Source organism: Bradyrhizobium sp. Bra64, from assembly GCF_024519875.1.
GTDB lineage: Bacteria > Pseudomonadota > Alphaproteobacteria > Rhizobiales > Xanthobacteraceae > Bradyrhizobium > Bradyrhizobium japonicum_G.
In genome coordinates, this window is the sequence record NZ_JALJRD010000011.1 from 46,866 (window position 1) to 65,651 (window position 18,786).

At 64.4% G+C, this 18,786-nt stretch carries 26 protein-coding genes; 11 read left to right on the top strand and 15 right to left on the bottom strand.

The features are described from left to right. Nucleotides 1–98: 98 nt before the first annotated feature. Together NR187_RS26310 and NR187_RS26315 are read right to left on the bottom strand one after the other, a co-directional pair. A complete protein-coding gene (locus tag NR187_RS26310) occupies nucleotides 99–497 on the bottom strand; it encodes a hypothetical protein (protein ID WP_211385303.1) in 399 nt (132 codons plus the stop codon). Between the two features lie 37 nt (nucleotides 498–534). Further along, nucleotides 535–765 carry a hypothetical protein gene (locus NR187_RS26315; protein ID WP_211385302.1) on the bottom strand — a complete coding sequence of 77 codons (231 nt, stop codon included), beginning with the start codon at nucleotides 763–765 and terminating at the stop codon, nucleotides 535–537. Nucleotides 766–866: 101 nt separating this feature from the next. Between NR187_RS26315 and NR187_RS26320 the strand changes: the two genes are divergently transcribed. Beyond that, a complete protein-coding gene (locus NR187_RS26320) occupies nucleotides 867–1,688 on the top strand; it encodes a helix-turn-helix domain-containing protein (protein ID WP_211385301.1) in 822 nt (273 codons plus the stop codon). A 69-nt stretch (nucleotides 1,689–1,757) separates the two neighbouring features. Next, entirely contained in the window at nucleotides 1,758–2,423 is a 666-nt protein-coding gene (locus NR187_RS26325; RefSeq protein WP_211385300.1) for a DsbA family oxidoreductase, read from the top strand. Nucleotides 2,424–2,431: 8 nt separating this feature from the next. Here NR187_RS26325 and NR187_RS26330 read toward each other — a convergent pair whose 3' ends face one another. The 6 genes from NR187_RS26330 to NR187_RS26355 form a co-directional block, all read right to left on the bottom strand. Further along, nucleotides 2,432–3,595 (bottom strand): GNAT family N-acetyltransferase, encoded by a 1,164-nt coding sequence (locus tag NR187_RS26330; RefSeq protein ID WP_256808180.1) that lies wholly within the window; start codon nucleotides 3,593–3,595, stop codon nucleotides 2,432–2,434. A 143-nt stretch (nucleotides 3,596–3,738) separates the two neighbouring features. Then, entirely contained in the window at nucleotides 3,739–5,178 is a 1,440-nt protein-coding gene (gene ccoG, locus NR187_RS26335) for a cytochrome c oxidase accessory protein CcoG (RefSeq protein WP_211385298.1), read from the bottom strand. A 30-nt stretch (nucleotides 5,179–5,208) separates the two neighbouring features. Further along, nucleotides 5,209–5,598, bottom strand: a complete 390-nt coding sequence (locus tag NR187_RS26340) for a DUF302 domain-containing protein (RefSeq protein WP_211385297.1) — start codon at nucleotides 5,596–5,598, stop codon at nucleotides 5,209–5,211. A 40-nt stretch (nucleotides 5,599–5,638) separates the two neighbouring features. After that, nucleotides 5,639–5,842, bottom strand: coding sequence for a DUF2892 domain-containing protein (locus tag NR187_RS26345; protein ID WP_211385296.1), 204 nt, complete (start codon nucleotides 5,840–5,842; stop codon nucleotides 5,639–5,641). Between the two features lie 28 nt (nucleotides 5,843–5,870). Next, on the bottom strand, nucleotides 5,871–6,314 hold the full coding sequence (gene trxC / locus NR187_RS26350; RefSeq protein WP_211385295.1) for a thioredoxin TrxC: 444 nt from the start codon (nucleotides 6,312–6,314) through the stop codon (nucleotides 5,871–5,873). Then, nucleotides 6,311–7,597, bottom strand: coding sequence for an NAD(P)/FAD-dependent oxidoreductase (locus tag NR187_RS26355; protein ID WP_211385294.1), 1,287 nt, complete (start codon nucleotides 7,595–7,597; stop codon nucleotides 6,311–6,313). Before NR187_RS26355 ends, trxC begins: the two co-directional genes overlap by 4 nt. Nucleotides 7,598–7,714: 117 nt before the next feature. Here NR187_RS26355 and NR187_RS26360 point away from each other — a divergent pair, with 117 nt between their 5' ends. The 4 genes from NR187_RS26360 to NR187_RS26375 all read left to right on the top strand — a co-directional run bounded on the left by NR187_RS26360 (nucleotide 7,715) and on the right by NR187_RS26375 (nucleotide 12,728). Then, entirely contained in the window at nucleotides 7,715–8,026 is a 312-nt protein-coding gene (locus NR187_RS26360) for a helix-turn-helix transcriptional regulator (RefSeq protein ID WP_249129227.1), read from the top strand. A 124-nt stretch (nucleotides 8,027–8,150) separates the two neighbouring features. Next, nucleotides 8,151–9,140, top strand: coding sequence for an efflux RND transporter periplasmic adaptor subunit (locus NR187_RS26365; RefSeq protein WP_211385292.1), 990 nt, complete (start codon nucleotides 8,151–8,153; stop codon nucleotides 9,138–9,140). Continuing rightward, nucleotides 9,137–12,361, top strand: a complete 3,225-nt coding sequence (locus NR187_RS26370) for an efflux RND transporter permease subunit (RefSeq protein ID WP_211385291.1) — start codon at nucleotides 9,137–9,139, stop codon at nucleotides 12,359–12,361. The genes NR187_RS26365 and NR187_RS26370 overlap by 4 nt, the downstream gene beginning before the upstream one ends. A 10-nt stretch (nucleotides 12,362–12,371) precedes the next feature. Beyond that, on the top strand, nucleotides 12,372–12,728 hold the full coding sequence (locus NR187_RS26375; RefSeq protein ID WP_256808182.1) for a carboxymuconolactone decarboxylase family protein: 357 nt from the start codon (nucleotides 12,372–12,374) through the stop codon (nucleotides 12,726–12,728). A 78-nt stretch (nucleotides 12,729–12,806) separates the two neighbouring features. Here NR187_RS26375 and NR187_RS26380 read toward each other — a convergent pair whose 3' ends face one another. Together NR187_RS26380 and NR187_RS26385 are read right to left on the bottom strand one after the other, a co-directional pair. Beyond that, nucleotides 12,807–13,136: a hypothetical protein gene (locus NR187_RS26380; protein WP_256808183.1), complete on the bottom strand. Its 330-nt coding sequence runs from the start codon at nucleotides 13,134–13,136 to the stop codon at nucleotides 12,807–12,809. Between the two features lie 107 nt (nucleotides 13,137–13,243). Continuing rightward, nucleotides 13,244–13,648 (bottom strand): hypothetical protein, encoded by a 405-nt coding sequence (locus NR187_RS26385; protein WP_211385288.1) that lies wholly within the window; start codon nucleotides 13,646–13,648, stop codon nucleotides 13,244–13,246. Nucleotides 13,649–13,816: 168 nt separating this feature from the next. On the opposite strand from NR187_RS26385, the gene NR187_RS26390 reads away from it, so the two are divergent. Then, entirely contained in the window at nucleotides 13,817–13,993 is a 177-nt protein-coding gene (locus tag NR187_RS26390; RefSeq protein WP_256808184.1) for a hypothetical protein, read from the top strand. Between the two features lie 194 nt (nucleotides 13,994–14,187). On the opposite strand, the gene NR187_RS26395 is transcribed toward NR187_RS26390, so the two are convergent. Further along, nucleotides 14,188–14,430 (bottom strand): PilZ domain-containing protein, encoded by a 243-nt coding sequence (locus NR187_RS26395; protein WP_211385286.1) that lies wholly within the window; start codon nucleotides 14,428–14,430, stop codon nucleotides 14,188–14,190. A gap of 182 nt (nucleotides 14,431–14,612) precedes the next feature. Between NR187_RS26395 and NR187_RS26400 the strand changes: the two genes are divergently transcribed. Next, nucleotides 14,613–14,906, top strand: coding sequence for an HdeA/HdeB family chaperone (locus NR187_RS26400; protein WP_211385285.1), 294 nt, complete (start codon nucleotides 14,613–14,615; stop codon nucleotides 14,904–14,906). A gap of 116 nt (nucleotides 14,907–15,022) precedes the next feature. On the opposite strand, the gene NR187_RS26405 is transcribed toward NR187_RS26400, so the two are convergent. Beyond that, entirely contained in the window at nucleotides 15,023–15,487 is a 465-nt protein-coding gene (locus NR187_RS26405; protein WP_211385284.1) for a PaaI family thioesterase, read from the bottom strand. A 376-nt stretch (nucleotides 15,488–15,863) separates the two neighbouring features. On the opposite strand from NR187_RS26405, the gene NR187_RS26410 reads away from it, so the two are divergent. Together NR187_RS26410 and NR187_RS26415 are read left to right on the top strand one after the other, a co-directional pair. After that, nucleotides 15,864–16,154, top strand: coding sequence for a hypothetical protein (locus NR187_RS26410; RefSeq protein WP_211385283.1), 291 nt, complete (start codon nucleotides 15,864–15,866; stop codon nucleotides 16,152–16,154). A gap of 108 nt (nucleotides 16,155–16,262) precedes the next feature. Then, on the top strand, nucleotides 16,263–16,505 hold the full coding sequence (locus NR187_RS26415; RefSeq protein ID WP_256808185.1) for a hypothetical protein: 243 nt from the start codon (nucleotides 16,263–16,265) through the stop codon (nucleotides 16,503–16,505). 7 nt (nucleotides 16,506–16,512) lie between these two features. Here the strand turns inward: NR187_RS26415 and NR187_RS26420 are convergent, their stop codons facing one another. Next, the gene (locus NR187_RS26420) at nucleotides 16,513–16,746 is read right to left on the bottom strand and encodes a hypothetical protein (protein ID WP_211385281.1); all 234 of its coding nucleotides are present in this window, start codon (nucleotides 16,744–16,746) and stop codon (nucleotides 16,513–16,515) included. A gap of 148 nt (nucleotides 16,747–16,894) precedes the next feature. Further along, on the bottom strand, nucleotides 16,895–17,098 hold the full coding sequence (locus tag NR187_RS26425; RefSeq protein WP_211385280.1) for a hypothetical protein: 204 nt from the start codon (nucleotides 17,096–17,098) through the stop codon (nucleotides 16,895–16,897). Between the two features lie 312 nt (nucleotides 17,099–17,410). Here NR187_RS26425 and NR187_RS26430 point away from each other — a divergent pair, with 312 nt between their 5' ends. Then, nucleotides 17,411–17,650 carry a DUF2798 domain-containing protein gene (locus NR187_RS26430; RefSeq protein WP_256808186.1) on the top strand — a complete coding sequence of 80 codons (240 nt, stop codon included), beginning with the start codon at nucleotides 17,411–17,413 and terminating at the stop codon, nucleotides 17,648–17,650. A gap of 825 nt (nucleotides 17,651–18,475) precedes the next feature. Here NR187_RS26430 and NR187_RS26435 read toward each other — a convergent pair. Then, nucleotides 18,476–18,643 carry a hypothetical protein gene (locus NR187_RS26435; RefSeq protein WP_211385278.1) on the bottom strand — a complete coding sequence of 56 codons (168 nt, stop codon included), beginning with the start codon at nucleotides 18,641–18,643 and terminating at the stop codon, nucleotides 18,476–18,478. Nucleotides 18,644–18,786 lie beyond the last annotated feature (143 nt).

Consider the following 18,786-nt stretch of genomic DNA (forward strand, 5'->3'; position numbering starts at 1 on the left):
CCCCGGCTGACCGGCGCATCTGTCGATCGCCTCTGGAATACTGGTCGCCCGGTCAAGCCGGGCGACGATCGCGAGTGGTGAGCCGCTCAGTCCGAGCCTCACGCCGCCGCCACACTCCCGCTCCGGCGCAAACCCACATATTGCAGCTCGGCAAACACGCCGGTCGCGATCGCCTGCGCCACGACCATGAGCTCGCCGGCGAGGTTCGGCGACACCGTGCCCGAGAGCAGCAGCGCGATGCTGCCGACCGTCCAGGCCGCATTGCCGACCACGACCAGCAGCACGAGCGGCTTCGGCACCACTGTGCGCGAGGCAAGCCAGCCGACCAGTACGGTATAGGCGATCAGGAACAGGCCGGTCTCGCGCAGCAGCGCTTCGGGCAGGTTGAACATCGCCGCGAACGAGCTGGCGCCGAGGGTGAAGCCGAGGGCGGCGACACCGCTGAAGATCGCGTCGGCGAGCAGTGCGCGGCGCAGGAAGGTGGATGCGTCGATCATCGTGGTCTCCATGGTTGGGTTGGGCTCGGGAAAAAACTCAGCGCAATCCGCGCCACCAGGCGCGTAGCAGGCGGGCCAGGCGGAACGGGCAGAGGCTCCTGCCGATGCCGTGCTCGAAAGCCGTGACCTGCGCGACGACATAGTCTCCGGTCGAATGCACCAGCGGCTCGGGCACGTTGAGGCTGCGTGCCAGCATCCGGGTTGCTAACGCCATGGCCCAGGGGGCGAGGTGGTCTGCGACGGTCCGGTAGAGCAGCAATGCGATCATGGTCATCTCCTGTTGCGACCGAAGATGCGCCGGTCCGAGGACCAATTCGATTACCTCCGACGTAATGGAAGGGCGGAAATTCGCATGCTAGGTTTCCGACCATGAACGCACATGCATCGACGGCACACACCGAGCGCAGCCAGCCGATCCATATCGGCGACCATTTGCGAGAATGGCGGCAGCGCCGCCGCATGAGCCAGCTCGATCTCGCAGGCGAGGCCGAGATCTCGGCGCGGCATTTGAGCTTCGTCGAGACCGGCCGTGCCGCGCCCTCGCGCGACATGGTGCTCAGGCTCGCCGAGCGCCTCGACGTGCCCTTGCGCGAACGCAACGTGCTGCTGGTCGCGGCCGGCTATGCCCCGGCCTTTCCGCAGCGCCCGCTGGAGGATCCCGCCTTGAAATCAGCCCGCCAGGCGATCGACCTCGTCCTCAGGGCGCACGAGCCAAATCCGGCGCTGGCCTATGACCGGCACTGGAATCTGGTCTCCGCCAACCGCATGCTGGCGCCGCTGCTCGCCGGCATCCCGCAGCGGCTGCTGGGCCAGCCCTTCAACGTGTTGCGGCTCGCCTTTCATCCCGAAGCGCTTGCGCCGCGCACGGTCAATCTTGCGGAATGGTGCGGGCATCTTCTGGAGCGGCTGCACCGGCAATGCGAGGCGACGGCCGATCCCGAGCTGATCAAGCTCTACAATGACCTGAAGAGCTATCCGATCCCGGCGCGCGCGGCACCGCTGTCGAGCGAAAATGTCGCGATCCCCTTCAAGCTGCGCCACGATGGGGAGATACTAAGTTTCTTCTCCACCACCATGGTATTCGGCACGCCCGTCGACATCACGCTGTCGGAGTTGGCTCTGGAAACCTTCTTCCCGGCGGACGAGCGCACGGCCGAGCGGCTCCGACAAATGGCAGCAGCCATGAGCTAGCGCCCTTGCCTCGGAACGGGTTCTGCTTATCTTTGGGCGAACCTTTACCGTCCGAAGGAGGCGCCCGACATGAGCACGCTGAAACCGCTTCAGATCGACGTCGTCTCCGACGTGGTGTGCCCCTGGTGCTACATCGGCAAGCACCGGATCGAGAGCGCGCTGGCGCTCGTTCCGGACGTTCCGGTCAAGCTCAATTTCCGTCCCTTCTTCCTCAATCCCTGGGTGCCGCGCGAGGGCATCAGCCGCGAGGACTATCTCACCAAGAAGTTCGGCTCGGTCGAGGCCTATAAGGGCATTGCGGGGCGTGTCGTTGCAGCCGCAAGCGAAGAGGGCCTCCTCTACCGGCCCGAGCTCGTCGCGCGCCAGCCCAACACGACCGACTGCCACCGCCTGATCCTCTGGGCCGAGGCGATCGGCAAGGCGCCCGAGATGAAGCAGCGCCTGATGGAGCTCTACTTCCGCGACGGCGGCGACCTCACCGACGTGAACGTGCTGGTGCAGGCGGCTGCCGATGTCGGCCTCGATGCCGGCGACGTGCGCAAGCGCCTTGCGACCGACGAGGACGTCGCGCGCGTATCGGGCGACGCACAGGAGGCCGCCGAGAAGGGCATCTCCGGCGTGCCGACCTTCGTGTTCGCGCAGAAATACGCGGTCTCCGGCGCGCAGGATCCGAACATGCTCGCGCGCGCCATCCGCGAGGTCTCGGCGGAGATCAACGCGCAGGCGGCGGAGTAGGAGCTATCCTATTTGCGAACCAGGCGGACTGCGCGGCGCGCCGCTGCGTATGCGATGCCGTGCGCCGCGAGCGCCCCGTGAATGAGCGCCACGACCGGATCGTTCCGCCGCAGCGGGATCAGCACGTCCCCGATTGCGAAGCGTCCCCGCCAGATCGGGTTGATCATGGGGTGGTCGGCGCTCGCCGTGGAATCCGCGCTGGCGATGGCGGGGTCGGCACAGAGGTGGCGGGTGAGCTCGAGCGTGAGCTGCACCCCCGGCGAATATCTTGCAAAGCGCTCGTCGATGCCGAGCTTGAAGAAAAAGGCGCGATCCCGATGCCGCAGCACGATGCCGGCGGCGACCGGAATCGCGCCGGCGCGAAGCGTGATGACCTCGCACTGCGCGGTCTCTGCCAGCGCGAGAACCGCGCGGCGGATGAAGGCGGCATCGCCTGCATGCTGGACCAGCGCGGTGCCGCGCTTGCCTTTCCAGCCACTGGCTTCGAGCTGCAGGAATGTTTCGAGCGCAGCTCCGATCTCGTCGGGTCTGCGCGCGACGTCGAACACGACGGCGCCGTGTTCTTCGAGACGATGACGCTGGCGGCGCAGTTCCTTGAGCTTCCTGGCGCCGAGCGCGTCACGGAGCAGTGATTCACCGTCCTGCGTCGCGTCGAGACTGGCGCGGATGTAGGAAGAGAGGATACGCGGCTTCAGGCCGTCGCGATCGAGAACTTGCCTGACCGAATTCATCGCCGCGCCGTCGAGCGCAATATCGTTCAGCACCAGCGCATGCGCACCGGCATCGCGAGCCTGCTGCAGCAGCCGTGTCGCCGCCTCGATCGGAGCCTCGCGGTCGATCAGCGGGCTGCACAGCGTGCCGTAGGGATGCGCGCTCACCAGAGCGGGCAGGGGAATCCTCCAGGCACGCCAGAGCGAGATCACGGGCATCAGCCCGATCAGCCGCGATCCGTCGAAAGCGGGAAGCGCTTCGGCATCCGTGCGGCCGCGCGCGGATGCGCTGACGGCGAGCTCCCAGCCCGGCAGGTAATATCCGTTCGGCTCGATCGTGCGCTGCGCCAGCGCGCGCCACTGGCTGGCTTCGATCGCCGTGAGCGGGACGAGCGCGCGCACAGCCTCGGCATGCTTTGCCGATGCCGGATTGATCGCAGCCTGGTGCGCGATATCGACCACGTCCCGTCGTCCCCGTTCAGGAGGCCATGCTTAGCGCAAAGATTGGAAAATACCGTTGGGACGCCGCTTCAATTCGAGCGGTAACATTAACGTCTCATCAAGCATCCGGCGGCAGCCGCCGGATGCGCCATGGAATCTCGGAGCTACTGCTCGCCCGGCACGAAATGATCGCGGGCGCTTGCGCGTCCGCCGCCGGCGGTCTCGATGATGGCGATGTCGACGTCGCGGGAGGTCTTCGGCAGGTCGCCGGGGCCGATCTGCACCGACAGCCTGACCTCGCGGGTCTGATCCTGCCCGACCTCGATGACGGGCTTTCCGTCGGAGCTGGCTTCGATGCCGGCGACGCGAATGGTTGCGCCGGGCAGACCGGAGACCTCGATCGCAAACGATCGCTGCGCGCCCTTGTTCAGGATGCGGACGGTGTAGTCGTTGCGCACCCCGCCGTCCGAGAGCTGGACGAAGAGGGGATTGCGCTCATGCAGCACGTTGACGTCCATCGTCGCGCGGGTGGCGAGCGCATAGATCATGATGCTGCCGACGATGGCGATGGCCGCGACATAGACCAGCGTGCGCGGACGGATGATTCGGTAGAGCGGTGCCTTGCCCTCGCGCCGGCGCTGCATATTGATGTCGGTATCGTAGCCGATCAGGCCGGCGGGCCGGCCGATCTCGCGCATCACGTTGTCGCAGGCGTCGATGCACAGGCCGCACTGGATGCAGCCGAGCTGGATGCCGTGGCGGATGTCGACCCCGGTCGGGCAGACATTGATGCACTGATGGCAATCGACGCAGTCGCCGGCGAAATCGCCATGCGCGCGGGCTGCGTCCGCCTTCTTCACCGACATGCGCGGCTCGCCGCGGTCGCGCCGATAGGTGACGTTGAGCGCCCATTCGTCCGTCAGCGCCGCCTGGATGCGCGGCCACGGGCACATGTAGATGCACATCTGCTCGCGGGCGTGACCCGCGAAGACATAGGTCGTGGCGGTGAGGATGCCGATCCAGAGATAGGCGATGAACGGGGCCTGGAAGGTGGCGAGCTCCTTCACAAGCGTCGGTGCATCGGCGAAATAGAGCACCCATGCGCCGCCGGTCCACCAGGCGATCATGATCCAGAGAAAGTGCTTCAGTGCGACCTTCCGGACGTGATCGAACGTCCAGTAGCGCTTGTCGCCCTGCATGCGCTCGCGCCGGTCGCCCTCGACCCAGCGCTCGACGGCGTAGAACAGGTCGGTCCACACGGTCTGCGGGCACATGTAGCCGCACCAAACCCGTCCCGCGACCGCATTCATCAGGAACAGCGTCATCGCCGCGATGATCAGCAGACCGGTGAAATAGTAGACCTCCTGCGGCCAAAGCTCGATGAAGAAGAAGTAGAAGCGGCGGTGCGGAAGATCGACCAGCACGGCCTGGTCCGGCAGGCCGGGCCCGCGATTCCAGCGTAGGAAGGGCAGGAGATAATAGGTCCCGAGCGTGACGCAGAGGATCGCCCATTTGATGCGACGGAAAGGGCCGTGGACGGATTGCGGATAGACCTTTCTCCGCTTCTCGTAGAGAGGTCCCTCGATGAAGGTGTCGTCGGTCATGGTCGGCCTCTGCAATCTGTCCGAATGGTCTCACGCAATCTCGGCGACGACTTGCTTCAGCAATTCGCGAACCTGTCCGGCGACGGCGCCGAGCTTCGGGTTCTCGATCGCCGCCATCGAGGCGACGGGATCTACAGCCGAAATCTCGACCTTGCCGCCCTCGCGCTGCTGAACTACGACGTTGCAGGGGAGCATCGTGCCGATCTTGTCCTCGAGGGTCAGCGCCTCATAGGCAAGCTTGGGATTGCATGCTCCGAGGATGAGATATGGCCGAAACTCGGCCCCGAGTTTCTTGTTCAGGGTATCCTTCACGTCGATCTGGGTGAGCACGCCGAAGCCATGGTTCTTCAGCGCTGCGGTCGTGGCCGCAACCGCTGCGTCGAACGGCAGGTCGACCGTTTTCGAGAAGTGATAGGTCATGGACTGTCTCCGTCGAATTGCACTGATTTCTCCGCTGCGCTCACGAGAACGCGCAGCCGCTGCTCAGGCCAAGCTTCTTGAACACGATCGCAGCGGGGCAGAAGCCCGTGAACGAGGCCTGCAACAAGTTCAGCCCGGCGAACGCTGTCAGCAGGTACCAGTACGCATTCACGTAGGTGCCCAGCGCGAGTCCGAGCAGGACGACGAAACCTGCGAAGGCGAGAACGGCTTTATCGAGATTCATGGCATGCTCCTGTTTGAGTCTGTTGGCATTACGAATGGGTCAGGCTGGCCTGGGTCCAAGCCACGATGCTGCGTGCATCCATCGCGCCGGCGTGGCGGGCGATCTCGCGGCCGCCGCGCATCAGCAACAGCGTCGGGATGCCGCTGATGTTGAGGCGCGACGACAATGCAGGAGCGTTGTCCGAATTGAGCTTCAACAGCCGGATCTGCGGCTCCAGTTGCTGCGCGGCGCGCTCGAACATCGGCGCCATGGCGCGGCATGGCCCGCACCAGGGCGCCCAGACGTCGACCAGAACGGGAATGTCGCTGTTGTCGACATGGCGACCAAAGGCTTCCTCGTCCACCTCGATGGGGTGGCCGGTGAACATCGGCTGGTGGCAGGCGCCGCAGCGCGCGCCTTCCGGCGTACGCTCGACTGGAAGGCGGTTGGTCCGCCCGCAATGCCCGCAGACGATCTGGCGTGTCTCGCTCATGTGCCCGTCCGGACCTCCTTGATCTTGGCGATGTTCAGCTTGTCGAGCAGGAAGCGCTCATAGAACGGCTCGCTCTCGCCGCGTCGCATCTTGCGGAGGAAATACTTCTCGAAGGCGACCTTGGCGTAGTGCACCCACTCGCCCTTGGACGACCAGTTGACATTGCGCGGCGGGATCTGCGGCTGCGCCAGGAAGGCGACGCCGGAATCGCCGAAATCGGCAAGGCAGATCGCATTCCAGGTCGGCTGTGCGCTCGGCTCCTTGCCCCGGAGCAGGGCGCCGATATTCAGCGCGGTCGCGGTCACCATGGATTCGATCATGAAGCCCGTTTTCGGCACGCCGACCGGCACCGGGGTCGCCCCGACCGGAGCGATCGCAACGCACACCCCGACCGCGAAGACGTTGGGGAAGGCGGGGTTGCGCTGGTGCTTGTCGACGACGACGAAGCCGCGCGGGTTGGTCAGCTTGTCGATGCCGCGAACCGCCTCGACGCCGCGGAACGCCGGCAGCATCATCGAATAGGCAAAGGGCAGCTCGTGTGTCTTGCGCACCGCGCCGTCGTCACCGAGCTCCTCGACGACCATCTTGCCCGCTTCGACGCCCTTGACGCGCGCGTTGGTAATCCACTTGACGTGCTTCTCACGCATCTCGCTTTCGAGAAGGCCCTTGGTATCGCCGACGCCGTCAAGGCCGAGGTGGCCGACATAGGGCTCCGAGGTGACGAACGTCATGGGGACCTGGTCGCGTAGCTTGCGCCGGCGCAACTCGGTTTCCAGTATGAACAGGAATTCGTACGCCGGGCCGAAGCAGGACGCGCCCTGGACCGCGCCTATCACGACCGGGCCGGGGTTGGCTGCAAGCTTTTCGAATGCGTCCTTCGCGTGCGAGGCGTGGTCTACGTGGCAGATTGATTGCGTGTGGCCTTGCGGGCCCAGGCCGGGAATCTCGTCGAAGGCAAGCTCAGGCCCCGTCGCGACGACAAGATAGTCGTAGTTGATCGACATGCCATCGCCGAGCTCGACGCGATTCTCGGTCGGGTGCACGCGCTTGGCGCCCTGCGTCAGCAGGCGCACGCCCTTGCGCTTCATGATGTCAACGAGATCGATCTCGATCTCGCTGCGCTTTCGCCAGCCGACTGCCACCCAAGGGTTCGATGGGACGAAGTGATAGACCGCGCCCTGCGAGATCACGCTCACGCGGTCGTCCTTTCCGAGCTGGGGCAGCAACTCATAGGCCATCAGCGTCCCGCTAAGACCGGCTCCAATTACGACAACTTCCGCCATAGGTTACCTCCACTGGTGAGCGGCTCCGCCAGTTGCGCCCTGGCCGTTCCGCCGCGATGCTTGACTATATATTCATATATTCGTATATACGCAAGTATGAAAATAGATAGCGAAACCATGGCGCGGGCGGCGGACCATGCGAGCGACCTCTTGAAGGCGCTGTCCAACCGGCACCGGCTCCTCATCATCTGCCAGCTCATCGATGGCGAGCGTTCGGTCGGCGAACTTGCCGAGTTCCTGAACCTGCGGGACTCCACGGTCTCTCAGCATCTTGCGCTCCTCCGCAAGGATGGCCTGGTGTCCTCGCGTCGCGACGCGCAGACGATCTTCTATTCGATCGCGAGCGAGCCGGCCCGCGAGATCCTGAAGACGCTCTATCAGGTGTTTTGTGCACCCAAGTCCGCAAGCAAGTCCGCAAGGTCGAAATGAAGTCTACGAGCACCCAAGTTGCGGCGCGTTGAGCAAGATCAACGCCCCACCCGATAAAGCTGACGATATGACAGAGGACACCGCGCCGCGGTGTAACGGTTCCATGATGACACGGACACGCCCCATGCGACTCCTAGGATTGTTGGCGGTTCTCGCAGCCACCGCCCTGCAGAGCGGTCTCGCCGCGGCGGAAACGCTCACCGTGGCGCAGCACTCCGTCGCCGACGAAAAGGCCGTGTTTGCAACGGTGGAGAGTGTCAGCGTTGTGCCCGCTCGTGGACGCATCGGCGGAATTGTGGTCCAGCTTAATGTCAGGGAGGGGGATCCTGTGACCGCCGGCCAGGCGATCGCGACCATTGGTGACGAGAAGCTGGCCCTTCAGATGAAGGCCCTGGATGCGCAGATCGAGGCGCTCCAGGCTCAGGCCAATCAGGCGCAGATCGATTTCACGCGCATTGAGGGTCTGGTCGAGCGCGGCACGCTCCCGCGCGTCAAGCTTGACGAGGCCCGGACCGCGCTGAACGTGGCCGATAACGGGCTGCGCGCGAAGACCGCCGACCGCAGCGTGATCGCGCAGCAGCTCAGCGAGGGTCAGGTGCTGGCGCCTTCCGGTGGCCGGGTGTTGAAAAAGCTCGTCACTGTCGGCTCTGTGGTGATGTCCGGAGACGCGATCGTCACCGTCGCGCAGCAGCATTTCAAGTTGCGGTTGAGGGTGCCGGAGCGGCACGCACGGCTGCTCAAAGCCGGCGACAGGATTCGAGTCGACGGCGCCGAGTTTGGCGAGGAGGCGTCCAAATGGGGCGTGATCGATCTCGTCTATCCGCAGATCGAGGAGGGCCGCGTCATTGCAGACGCCAGCGTCGAAGGTCTCGGCGAATACTTCGTCGGGGATCGGCTGCGGGTGTGGATCTCCGGCGGCACGCGGCCGGCATTCGTCATTCCGGCAGGCTACGTGACGACCCGGTTCGGCATCGACTACGTGCGGCTTCAGGAGGCCAGCGGGGTTATCGACGTGCCGGTGCAGCGCGGACGCGAACTGCCGACGCCCGCGCTCCCCGATGGGCTTGAGATCCTGTCCGGCATCCGTGCCGGCGACCAATTGGTGCGGCCGTGAATCTCGGACTCTCAGGTCGGCTCACCAAGGCGACGATCGCCTCGCCGTTGACGCCATTGTTCCTGCTCGCGTCGCTCGTGGTCGGCCTCATCGCCGTCGTCGTGATCCCGCGGGAGGAAGAGCCGCAGATCAGCGTGCCAATGGTCGATATCCGCGTCAATGCCGACGGCTTGCGCGGGCCCGACGCAGTCGAACTCGTCACCAAGCCGCTGGAAGCGATCGTCAAGGGCATCGACGGCATCGAGCATGTCTATAGCCAGACCGAGGACGACCGCGTGATGGTCACCGCGCGGTTCCTGGTCGGAACGAAGTCGGAGGATGCGATCCTCCGCGTCCATGAGAAGATCCGCGCCAATCTCGATCGCATCCCGGTCGGCATCCCCGAACCGCTGATCGTCGGTCGTGGCATCAATGATGTCGCGGTGACAGTATTGACACTGGCGCCGAAGCCGGAGGCGGCCGGACGCTGGACGGACAAGGACCTATTCGAGCTCGCCGACAAGCTGCGCTCGGAGCTCATAAAGATCGACAGCATCGGACTGACCTACATCTCTGGCGGCGCGGCGCAGCAGATCAGGGTCGAGCCGGATCCGGAGAAATTGTCGCTGTTCGGCGTCACGCTGCAACACCTCGTGGCCAAGGTGAAGGACGCCAATCGTTCGTTCCTGGCCGGCCAGGTCCGCGATGCCGGCGTCGTGCGTAACGTCGCGGCCGGCCAGACGCTCGCGGGTATTCCCGACATTGGGTTGCTCTTGATCTCGACGCGCGACGGACGGCCGGTCTATGTCAAGGACGTGGCCTCAGTCATCATCGGACCAAACACGACCGAGCATCGGGTCTGGAACGACGCGCGCGACGAGAAGGGGCAGTGGTCGCGTGTGCCCGCGGTCAGTCTGGCGCTCGCCAAGCGCGCCGGCGCCAATGCGGTCGTGGTCTCCGCCGACATTGCCCGACGTCTCGAGGGACTGAAGGGGCGCCTCATTCCCGACGACGTTCAGGTGACGGTGACGCGCGACTATGGCGAGACCGCCAACGAGAAGGCCAACGAGCTCCTGTTCCACCTTGGGCTCGCCACGATCTCGATCGTGGTGCTGATTGCGATCGCGATCGGATGGCGCGAGGCCGTCGTGACTTTCGTCGTCATTCCGACGACGATCCTGCTCACGATGTTCGCGGCCAATCTGATGGGCTACACCATCAACCGGGTCAGCCTGTTCGCGCTGATCTTCTCGATCGGCATCCTGGTCGACGACGCCATCGTCGTGGTCGAGAATATCGCGCGGCATTGGGGCATGCGTGACGGCCGGTCGAGATTGCAGGCGACGATCGAAGCGGTGGCGGAGGTCGGCAACCCGACCATCGTCGCCACGCTTACGGTGGTTGCCGCGCTGTTGCCGATGCTGTTCGTGTCCGGATTGATGGGCCCCTACATGGCGCCGATCCCGGCGAATGCCTCGGCGGCGATGCTGTTCTCCTTCTTTGTCGCGATGGTCGTTGCGCCCTGGCTCATGCTCAAGCTGGCGCCGAAAGCTGAGGTCGCAGGGACCCATGCCGCGCACCAGGAAGGACGGCTCGGGCGGCTTTACCGGCGCCTTGCCACTCCCATCGTCCGGAGTAAGCGCGCAGCCTGGATGTTCCTGCTCGGCGTCGGTGTCGCGACACTGCTGTCAATGACGCTATTCGCGACCAAGTCGGTGACGGTCAAGCTGCTGCCGTTCGACAACAAGTCGGAAATCGCCGTCGTTGTCGACCTCCCGGAAGGGGCGAGCCTGGAGGCGACCGAGCGCACGCTGTTCGGCGCGGCGGAGATCGCGCGGCAATTGCCGGAGGCCATCTCGCTACAATCCTATGCCGGCACGCCGGCGCCGTTCAATTTCAACGGCCTGGTGCGGCACTATTATCTGCGCGAAAAGCCCGAAATGGGCGAGCTGCAGGTCAACCTGGCCGCGCGCGGCGAACGCAATCGGGCGAGCCATGATATCGCGCTGGAGCTGCGGCAAAGGCTGAAAGCGCTCGATATCCCAAAGGGCACCAGCATCAAGGTGGTCGAAGTGCCGCCCGGGCCGCCGGTGCTGGCGACGCTGCTTGCCGAAGTCTACGGTCCGGATGCTGCGACGCGCCGCGCTGTGACGGCCGAGCTGAAGAAGGTCTTTGCCGAGGTCCCTTTCATCGTCGATGTCGACGATTCCATCGGCGAGAAGCGGCCACGGCTGCGGCTGTCGATCGATCAGGACCGGCTCGAATTCTTCGGCGTCGAGCAGCGCGACGTCTATGACACGATACAGGCGTTGTTCGGCGGCATCTCGATCGGTTATTCGCATCGCGGCGAGGATCGCAACCCGATCGAGATCGCGGTGCATCTCGGCAAGCGCGACCTCGTCTGGGACGAGGCGCTGGCCTCCACGCCCGTGCCCGCCAACACGGTGCCTGGCAGCAAGACGGTGGTCGAACTCGGGCAGGTCGTTAAGGCGACCGTGGAAGAGGGTTCGCCGACGATCTTCCGTCGTGACGGCCGCTTCGCGGACATGGTGATGGCCGAACTTGCCGGGCGATTCGAAGCGCCACTATACGGCATGCTGGCTGTTGCGGATCGCGTGGATGCCCATGATTGGGGCAAGCTGCCGAAGCCTGCGATCAGCCTGCACGGTCAGCCGACCGATGAATCCCGTCCCACGCTGCTGTGGGACGGCGAATGGGAGATCACATGGGTGACGTTCCGCGACATGGGTGCCGCCTTCGGCGCAGCCATTCTCGGCATCTACGTGCTGGTTGTCGCTCAGTTCAAGAGCTTCCGCCTGCCGCTCGTGATCCTTACGCCCATTCCGTTGACGCTGATCGGCATCCTGCTGGGACATTGGCTGCTGGGCGCGCCGTTCACGGCCACCTCGATGATCGGCTTCATCGCGCTTGCCGGCATCATCGTGCGTAACTCGATCCTGCTTGTCGATTTCATCCGTCACAGCGGCGGGGACGGCAAGTCGCTCCGTGAGGTCGTGCTTGAAGCCGGCGCCGTTCGTTTCAAGCCCATCTTGCTGACCGCACTCGCCGCTATGATCGGCGCGGCGACCATCCTGCTCGATCCGATCTTCCAGGGACTGGCGATTTCGCTTCTCTTCGGGCTTGCGTCCTCGACGCTGCTCACCGTGCTCGTCATCCCTGCGATCTACGTCGCCCTGCGCGCGCCGCACGAGGCGACTTCCACGACGACCAAATCCAGTTAGCGAGGGTTCGATGGACAAGAACTACGTCGATATCACCAGGAATATTTCCGCCAATCTGCGCAAGCTGCGGAGCGACATTCCCAACACCATGAAGGGATTTTCCGCGCTCGCCCATGCCGCCACGCACGACGGCGCGCTGGACAAGAAGACCAAGGAGTTGATCGCGCTGGCGCTCGGTGTCGCCGCGCATTGCGACGGATGTATCGGCTTTCACACCGAAGCACTCGTCAAGCTCGGCGCGACGCGCCAGGAGGTCGAGGAGGCGCTCGGCATGGCCATCTATATGGGCGGCGGACCGTCGCTGATGTACGCCGCCGATGCGATCGCGGCCTACGAGCAGTTTCAGCAGCAATCGGTCGCCGCCTGACGGCGGTGATCCCATCCAACATGATAACGGGACCGGACGAGTGGTCTCGTCCGGTCCCGCCTGTCATGGCTTCATCGACTACCAGCGATCGCCGACACCGACGCCAACGCTGACGCCGGGCGCCCGGATGCCGACGCCGGCACGCGGACCATCATCCCAGTCGCGATAGGTGCGGCGCTCATAGTAGTGATCGCGCGGCATGGTGGCGTAGGAGTCGCGCACGATCACGCGCGCACCGCCCCGGGTGCGATAGCAGTTGCCGGCATCGTCGCAGACCAGCCGCACTTGCTGGACGAGATCGGGGCTGGTGTACTCGCTGGTCGTGTAGATGTCGGCGGCCTTCGCGCCGCTCGCCGCGGCCAAAGCCCCGACGCCAGCCAGCAATGCAATCGTGAATGTCCTCATCATGTCCTCCTCGAAACTGCCCTCGGCGGGACAAGAAGGCGAGGCGGCGATCGTTCCGGCCGAATTACAGGTTTTTCCCGGAACCCGGTCGCTGTCAGCCTGGATTGTTGCTAGATCGGCTCGTAGCTTTCCGACCCGCAGATGTCGTCAGCTTCCGCGCGCCGGCGATCAACCACCTTTCCGCCGGTGATTGTCACGACGTAGGTCTGGGCGCCGAGCGACGAGCCGGTCGCGGAGGTGAGCTGCGCGCGAACGCAGGCGGTCCAGCCCGGTCCCCGCACCTCACGATGGGGCGAGGCGACATGCACCTCGCGCGGATAGGACGTGTTGAGGAAGACGAATTCGATCTGTTCGCGCACCACGCGCTTGACGTCGGGGGGCGGTTCGGGCGGCTGCTGCTCGGCTTCCTTCATGCGCATGAACTCGGGAACCGGCGCGCGGCTGTCGGCGAAGCCGCAGGCACCAAGCGTGAGCGAGCCGGCGAGCAGCGCCGCAAGAGCAATGATCCGCAACATCCGTGAAGGTCCCCTGCGGGCCAACAGATAGGCACGAATGCGATCCGGCGAAGTCCCGGCCGATCAACATTTGCTGAAGCCAAGATCTCCTGAAGACCTGGAGCCCGCGGCATTGGCTATTCCACGATTGCCGGCTAGCTTGTACCCCGGACGAAGGGGATTGCGTCAATGAGGATTTTGGTCTTGGCGGCCGCCGTGCCGGCGCTGGCGGTTGCCTCGGCGCAGGCGCAGATGGGCGGCGGCAGACGCCAGCCCAACGAGGGCCGCCAGAAGGTGGACAACACGCCCAAGGTCGACGAGAAAGCCTACAAGGCCGCACTCGAGTGCATCCCCGAGTCCAAGTAAAAATACGACCCGTGGAGCGGGGCGAGTCCGGCTGAACCTGCCAGGAAGCCGAAGTAACCGAGACGGGCATTGGCGAGTCGGCTGTGCCGACTGCGGCACCGGCAAGCCGGTGTGAGCTGCGCCGGCGTCGTCGCCATCAAGCAATCATCAACGTGATATGGATGCGATGCGAACGATCATTCACATCGTGCGCGTTATTCCACGAAGGCGAGGCCGACGCGCCTGTCGCTGCGCCAAACGGTCCGGCAATTCCGCTCGAAATTGTCGCGCGTGATCGCGAGCGTGAACGATTGCGGCAATGTGACCGGGCCATCGAGGTCGATCGCCGCACCGCCTGCCGACATGTTTCGCACCGTGCACGCGATGCCGCTGTTTTCAAAGGCGATCGTTCCACCCTTGAAAACACGGTAGCGCTGCGCTGTACGCTTCTCGATCATCCGCGTTGATCCATAATGACCTTTGTGAAAATAGTGCATGGAAATTACGTTGAACTAAACTCAATACTGGGGCTACTTGCACTGCGCTTCAGATTTCGTTTACGACGTTGAAGCGGAGAACTGCTCCTCCGACTTTCGCCAAGAACTTTCCTTTATGGCGCTGCGCGCCGATGGAGATATTGATGAAGACCACGCTTTCGCTTCTGTTCGCCGCGGCGCTCTCGCTGTCGTCCGTGCCCGCTCAGGCCACCAAGCTCGATCTCGCGACCATGAGCTGCAAGCAGTTCCTCGAGAGCGGGGACGACACCATCAAGATGGTGCTGACCTGGATGGACGGCTGGTACAAGGGCGACGAGGAAAACGCGATCATCGACACCGACGTGTTCGTCGAGAACGCCAAGCAGTTCGGGACCTATTGCGGCAAGAACCCGAACGTCAGCATCGTGACGGCAGCCGACGAAGTGCTCGGCAAGTAATTTCTCGCGCGCGGCGGTGCGAAGCGCGACCGCGATCGCGTTTCCCGTCGCGTCATGACGCCGTCGAAAGCCGCGGTCAGCCTTGCGCTCCGCGGCTTTTTCGTTTCGGATGATGCTCAGCCCGGCAGCATCGCGAACGCGCTCGACACCATCGCCACCGGCTTGTTGTCGGTGGCCGAGAGCAGGGTGACGCGGCCGAAGCTCATGGTGCGTCCGAGCCGCACCACGCGGGCGTCGGCCAGCACGTCCGCGGAGGAGACGGCGCGCATGAAATGCGTGGTCTGGTCGACCGTCGTCATCGGACGATAGCCGCGGTTGGCGGCGAGGTTCGCGATCACCATCGCAGTGTCGGCGAGCGCCATCAGCGCCTGGCCGCAGACCACGCCGCCGTTGCGGCACAGCCGCTCCGAGAACGGCATGCGCAGAAGCGCGGCCGGCTGCCAGTCCGGCACGTCCGGCGGCGGCACGTGCTCGATGCGCTCGACCGAGAGGTTGAGATCCTGGACCCAGGGTGCAAAGACCTCGCCGAGTATGCGTCGGGCCTCAGTGATGCCGAACTCGGCTTCTGGCTGCGATGGCATTGCTGTCGTTCCCTCCCGTGTTGCCGGATGTTTCGGCCATCTTGCGCGGATTGGCACGGCAGAGTCACCCGGTCTGCCGCCGGTCCCTCCGCCGGTCCCTTCGGCTTGAAAATGCCCGACTTCGCCCGATATGATGCCACGGACCGGGTATGGGTGGATGATGTTGCGTCGGTATGTCCTGGTATTTTGTCTGGCCGCGCTCGGCCTGGCGCTGAACGGGTGCACCAGGTGCGGCCCGATCTGGGACGACTGGCTGCACGCGCCGAAATCGTGCAGATCGGACCGGCTCTAGCGGGCCGAGCGGTCGCGATCCGGCCGTGACAACGATGACAAGGCGCGGGCGATCCGCCCTCTATGGATGATCAAGGAGTCAATGATGAAGCTTTTCCGTATGGCCGCGGTGCTGGTGGTGCTGGCGGGACCGGCCTATGCGCAAATGCCCAATATCAATTTGATGCAGGACGGTCCGAGCAAGTCCCCCGAGGAGAAGGCCGCGGAAGCCGAGCGCGACAAGGCCTACAAGGAAACGCTGAAGAAGATCCCGGACTCCAAGGCGTCCAACGATCCCTGGGGTGGCATGCGCTCCGATCCGCCGAAGCAGCCGGCGGCGAAGGCGTCGGCCGCAACTAGCGCGCCGAAGAAGAAATCCGGCACCGCTGCCAATTGACCTCTCTGTCCGATCGGAGGCGGCTGACGCCTTCGATCGGGGACTCCTCTTGGGCGGCTCGCTTCCTACATCCTCCGGGAGCGTTATGTGCGTAGAGGAGGGCAGGACATGGCCGATCGTCCGCGGGATCTCGCCGAGCGGATGGCGCGCAGGCGCAAGCCGGGCGAAGCGGCCGGCGACGGCTATCTGCGCGAGACCTTCACGCTGCCGCGCCCGGCGGCGCGGGAAAGGGCCGAGGCTTTCTTCGCCCGCTACCCCAAGGCCGGCTATATGAGCGCAGTCGAGACTTGGCGCGAGCTGCCCGGCGGCGACATCGAATTCACGATGCGGCGGCTGCCCAGCGCGGATTAGGGTGGCCCTAATCGAAGGTTTCCGCGGTGATGCGGATCCGGAACACGGGCTCCTTGGCCTCGTCCAGCAGCTCCATGTGCCATTCGGAATTTTCCTGGAGCTTGCGGGCGATGCCGGCGGCCATGTCGGCGCAGACGCTGGTCATCTCCTTCCAGGCCAGGTCGCGATCGGCAAATTCCGACGCCTGGTCGGCGCAGCCGGAATAACGGCCGTTCCGGATTCGAAAGAAGTAGAGCGGCATGGCTGACACCGATCGCGCGTGATGGCCCTCCGTCCCCACGGCCATGACCAGACGCAGTCCAATCCCAAACCATCGGCAGATCAATTCCGGGCGGCTACGGAATGCCCTTATGACGCGTCGTGCCGCCGTCGATCCCGGTGCGGCCGATTCAGACCGTATTGACCAAGCCGTCTTTGCGTCCGATCGCCTTCAGCTCCCGATCGATGCGCAGCTGCACCCGCCGGATCGCCAGGAGGTCGATCCTGGTCTCGGTCCTGCCGGTCTTGACCTGCTCGCCGATGCGGAACTGCCATTGCCAGATTCCGGGAATGGCCGTCTTGGCGACGGTGAATTCAACGCCCCTGTGATTCATGGCCTTCTCCCACGATTCACTTCCATCACTGCAAACATGCTGGCCGGCATAATATTCCGGAGACAAGTAAAATCGGTCGGTAAGCCTCGGAGAATTCACGGCTATCTCGAAAACGTCCGCGCTTTGAAACAAACGAAATCGAATCTCGAAAGAACAGCCATCGGCGCGACATGGAGCAAGACTTGGTGCAGGACCTGGTGCCCGTGGTTCTCCGACCAAGAACAGAGTTCCTGGGCGGTCACTACGGGGGCGGGGGAAGCGACGGCATGTGCCTTGCTTGCCCCGGGTGACGGCAAGCAACATGGGCGCGTCATGCTGGGCATCCCCCGTCGCTACTCTCATTTCGTCTTCGGAATCATCCAGTCCGGCCTGACCTCGCTGATCGCGGCGGGCATCGCCAGCTTGCCGGCCGGGAACGCGCTGGTCTTCCTCGCGCACTGGATGGTGTCGTGGCTGATCGCATGGGCTGCGATGCTGCCGATCGTGCTGCTCGCGGCGCCGGCAATTCGTGCCTTCTCGCTGTGGCTGACGCGGGAGGAGGCGGACTCGTAAGCCGGCCGGCCGGCATGAAAAAACCCCGCTTGGGAGAGCCAAGCGGGGAGAAGGTTGTTGGAGGCTGAGGTGCTGGGCTGCAACACCATAGCCGCACGACCCTAGCCGGCTCAGCTTACGACAGCCTGACAAGGCCACGAACGGAATCCGGGCCGGCGTGTTCGCCCGTCTCGCAAATAGAAAACCCCGCCCGGGGGGGAGCGGGGTTTTCGACTGGGCATGGAGACCCGGTGTTGGTCCACCGAGCACGCCCAGACTAGGAGACGAGGCTTACGCGCGCCTGACGATGGCCGCGAGAACGGGGCCGCCAGGCCGCAGACTGGCCCCGCACCGGTCCCAATTTCGACATCCGTTCGCACAACTCAGGACACAAGGGCAGGCGAGATTTCGCACCGTCCGGTGCAGCCATGGGGGAACGTGGCGCGCCGGCAACGGGGTGGCATCATGGACAACGTAGAGCGGTCGTTTGCCGCCGCGACGGCGGCTGGCTTTGTCGTGCTGGTGATCGGCATCGTGCTGCTGGCGCTACTCTAGCGATGCACGCATCTTCTTCCTCAGTACGGATGGCCTGAGGCGGCGCCGTCGGAGCCGGCCTGATCGGCACGCCGGTGGTGAGAGGCCGTTCGACGACGCCATCTTCTTCAAAAGATCGAAAACAACCCCATGCACAGTAGGCGCCGGCGAAATGCCATTGAGGGATCAATGGCTTAATTGTGGTAGTTGGATACCATAATGGCGCGCAGCCCGGCTGCGACGCACTCCACGTGGAGCAGATGCTGGGGCTGCCTGCCGACGCGCCTCGGTCGGCTGCGCCCGTTCGCGGCCTTAATGAACGTTGATGGAGTCCAGCGGCAAACGGAGCTCGGCGGCGCGCTCCAGGCGGTCCTTCTTGCGGAACTCGTTTTCCTTGCGCTCGAACTTGATCATCTCCTCCTGCGCCGCCTCCAGGAGGGGATTGCGCCTGCTCGCGACGTGGTGCGCGTTTTCCGTCATGACTGAGATTCCCAGAGTTGCGGTCCCATTCCGGAGAAGGCGGAAGACCACGAAAAGGTTCGGTGCCACAAGATTACGGAATTCTGCCGGCGTCCGCACCATCCGTCTTTGATGCGCGTCAGCTTCCAGGAGGGGCGGAGATC

What these genes read in the sequence shown, in the direction of transcription:
- NR187_RS26310 (WP_211385303.1), bottom strand. Translation starts at nt 497, where the DNA reads ATGATCGACGCATCCACCTTCCTGCGCCGCGCACTGCTCGCCGACGCG.
- NR187_RS26315 (WP_211385302.1), bottom strand. Translation starts at nt 765, where the DNA reads ATGATCGCATTGCTGCTCTACCGGACCGTCGCAGACCACCTCGCCCCC.
- NR187_RS26320 (WP_211385301.1), top strand. Translation starts at nt 867, where the DNA reads ATGAACGCACATGCATCGACGGCACACACCGAGCGCAGCCAGCCGATC.
- NR187_RS26325 (WP_211385300.1), top strand. Translation starts at nt 1,758, where the DNA reads ATGAGCACGCTGAAACCGCTTCAGATCGACGTCGTCTCCGACGTGGTG.
- ccoG (WP_211385298.1), bottom strand. Translation starts at nt 5,178, where the DNA reads ATGACCGACGACACCTTCATCGAGGGACCTCTCTACGAGAAGCGGAGA.
- NR187_RS26340 (WP_211385297.1), bottom strand. Translation starts at nt 5,598, where the DNA reads ATGACCTATCACTTCTCGAAAACGGTCGACCTGCCGTTCGACGCAGCG.
- NR187_RS26345 (WP_211385296.1), bottom strand. Translation starts at nt 5,842, where the DNA reads ATGAATCTCGATAAAGCCGTTCTCGCCTTCGCAGGTTTCGTCGTCCTG.
- trxC (WP_211385295.1), bottom strand. Translation starts at nt 6,314, where the DNA reads ATGAGCGAGACACGCCAGATCGTCTGCGGGCATTGCGGGCGGACCAAC.
- NR187_RS26355 (WP_211385294.1), bottom strand. Translation starts at nt 7,597, where the DNA reads ATGGCGGAAGTTGTCGTAATTGGAGCCGGTCTTAGCGGGACGCTGATG.
- NR187_RS26360 (WP_249129227.1), top strand. Translation starts at nt 7,715, where the DNA reads ATGGCGCGGGCGGCGGACCATGCGAGCGACCTCTTGAAGGCGCTGTCC.
- NR187_RS26365 (WP_211385292.1), top strand. Translation starts at nt 8,151, where the DNA reads ATGCGACTCCTAGGATTGTTGGCGGTTCTCGCAGCCACCGCCCTGCAG.
- NR187_RS26375 (WP_256808182.1), top strand. Translation starts at nt 12,372, where the DNA reads ATGGACAAGAACTACGTCGATATCACCAGGAATATTTCCGCCAATCTG.
- NR187_RS26380 (WP_256808183.1), bottom strand. Translation starts at nt 13,136, where the DNA reads ATGATGAGGACATTCACGATTGCATTGCTGGCTGGCGTCGGGGCTTTG.
- NR187_RS26385 (WP_211385288.1), bottom strand. Translation starts at nt 13,648, where the DNA reads ATGTTGCGGATCATTGCTCTTGCGGCGCTGCTCGCCGGCTCGCTCACG.
- NR187_RS26390 (WP_256808184.1), top strand. Translation starts at nt 13,817, where the DNA reads ATGAGGATTTTGGTCTTGGCGGCCGCCGTGCCGGCGCTGGCGGTTGCC.
- NR187_RS26395 (WP_211385286.1), bottom strand. Translation starts at nt 14,430, where the DNA reads ATGATCGAGAAGCGTACAGCGCAGCGCTACCGTGTTTTCAAGGGTGGA.
- NR187_RS26400 (WP_211385285.1), top strand. Translation starts at nt 14,613, where the DNA reads ATGAAGACCACGCTTTCGCTTCTGTTCGCCGCGGCGCTCTCGCTGTCG.
- NR187_RS26405 (WP_211385284.1), bottom strand. Translation starts at nt 15,487, where the DNA reads ATGCCATCGCAGCCAGAAGCCGAGTTCGGCATCACTGAGGCCCGACGC.
- NR187_RS26410 (WP_211385283.1), top strand. Translation starts at nt 15,864, where the DNA reads ATGAAGCTTTTCCGTATGGCCGCGGTGCTGGTGGTGCTGGCGGGACCG.
- NR187_RS26415 (WP_256808185.1), top strand. Translation starts at nt 16,263, where the DNA reads ATGGCCGATCGTCCGCGGGATCTCGCCGAGCGGATGGCGCGCAGGCGC.
- NR187_RS26420 (WP_211385281.1), bottom strand. Translation starts at nt 16,746, where the DNA reads ATGCCGCTCTACTTCTTTCGAATCCGGAACGGCCGTTATTCCGGCTGC.
- NR187_RS26425 (WP_211385280.1), bottom strand. Translation starts at nt 17,098, where the DNA reads ATGAATCACAGGGGCGTTGAATTCACCGTCGCCAAGACGGCCATTCCC.
- NR187_RS26430 (WP_256808186.1), top strand. Translation starts at nt 17,411, where the DNA reads ATGCTGGGCATCCCCCGTCGCTACTCTCATTTCGTCTTCGGAATCATC.
- NR187_RS26435 (WP_211385278.1), bottom strand. Translation starts at nt 18,643, where the DNA reads ATGACGGAAAACGCGCACCACGTCGCGAGCAGGCGCAATCCCCTCCTG.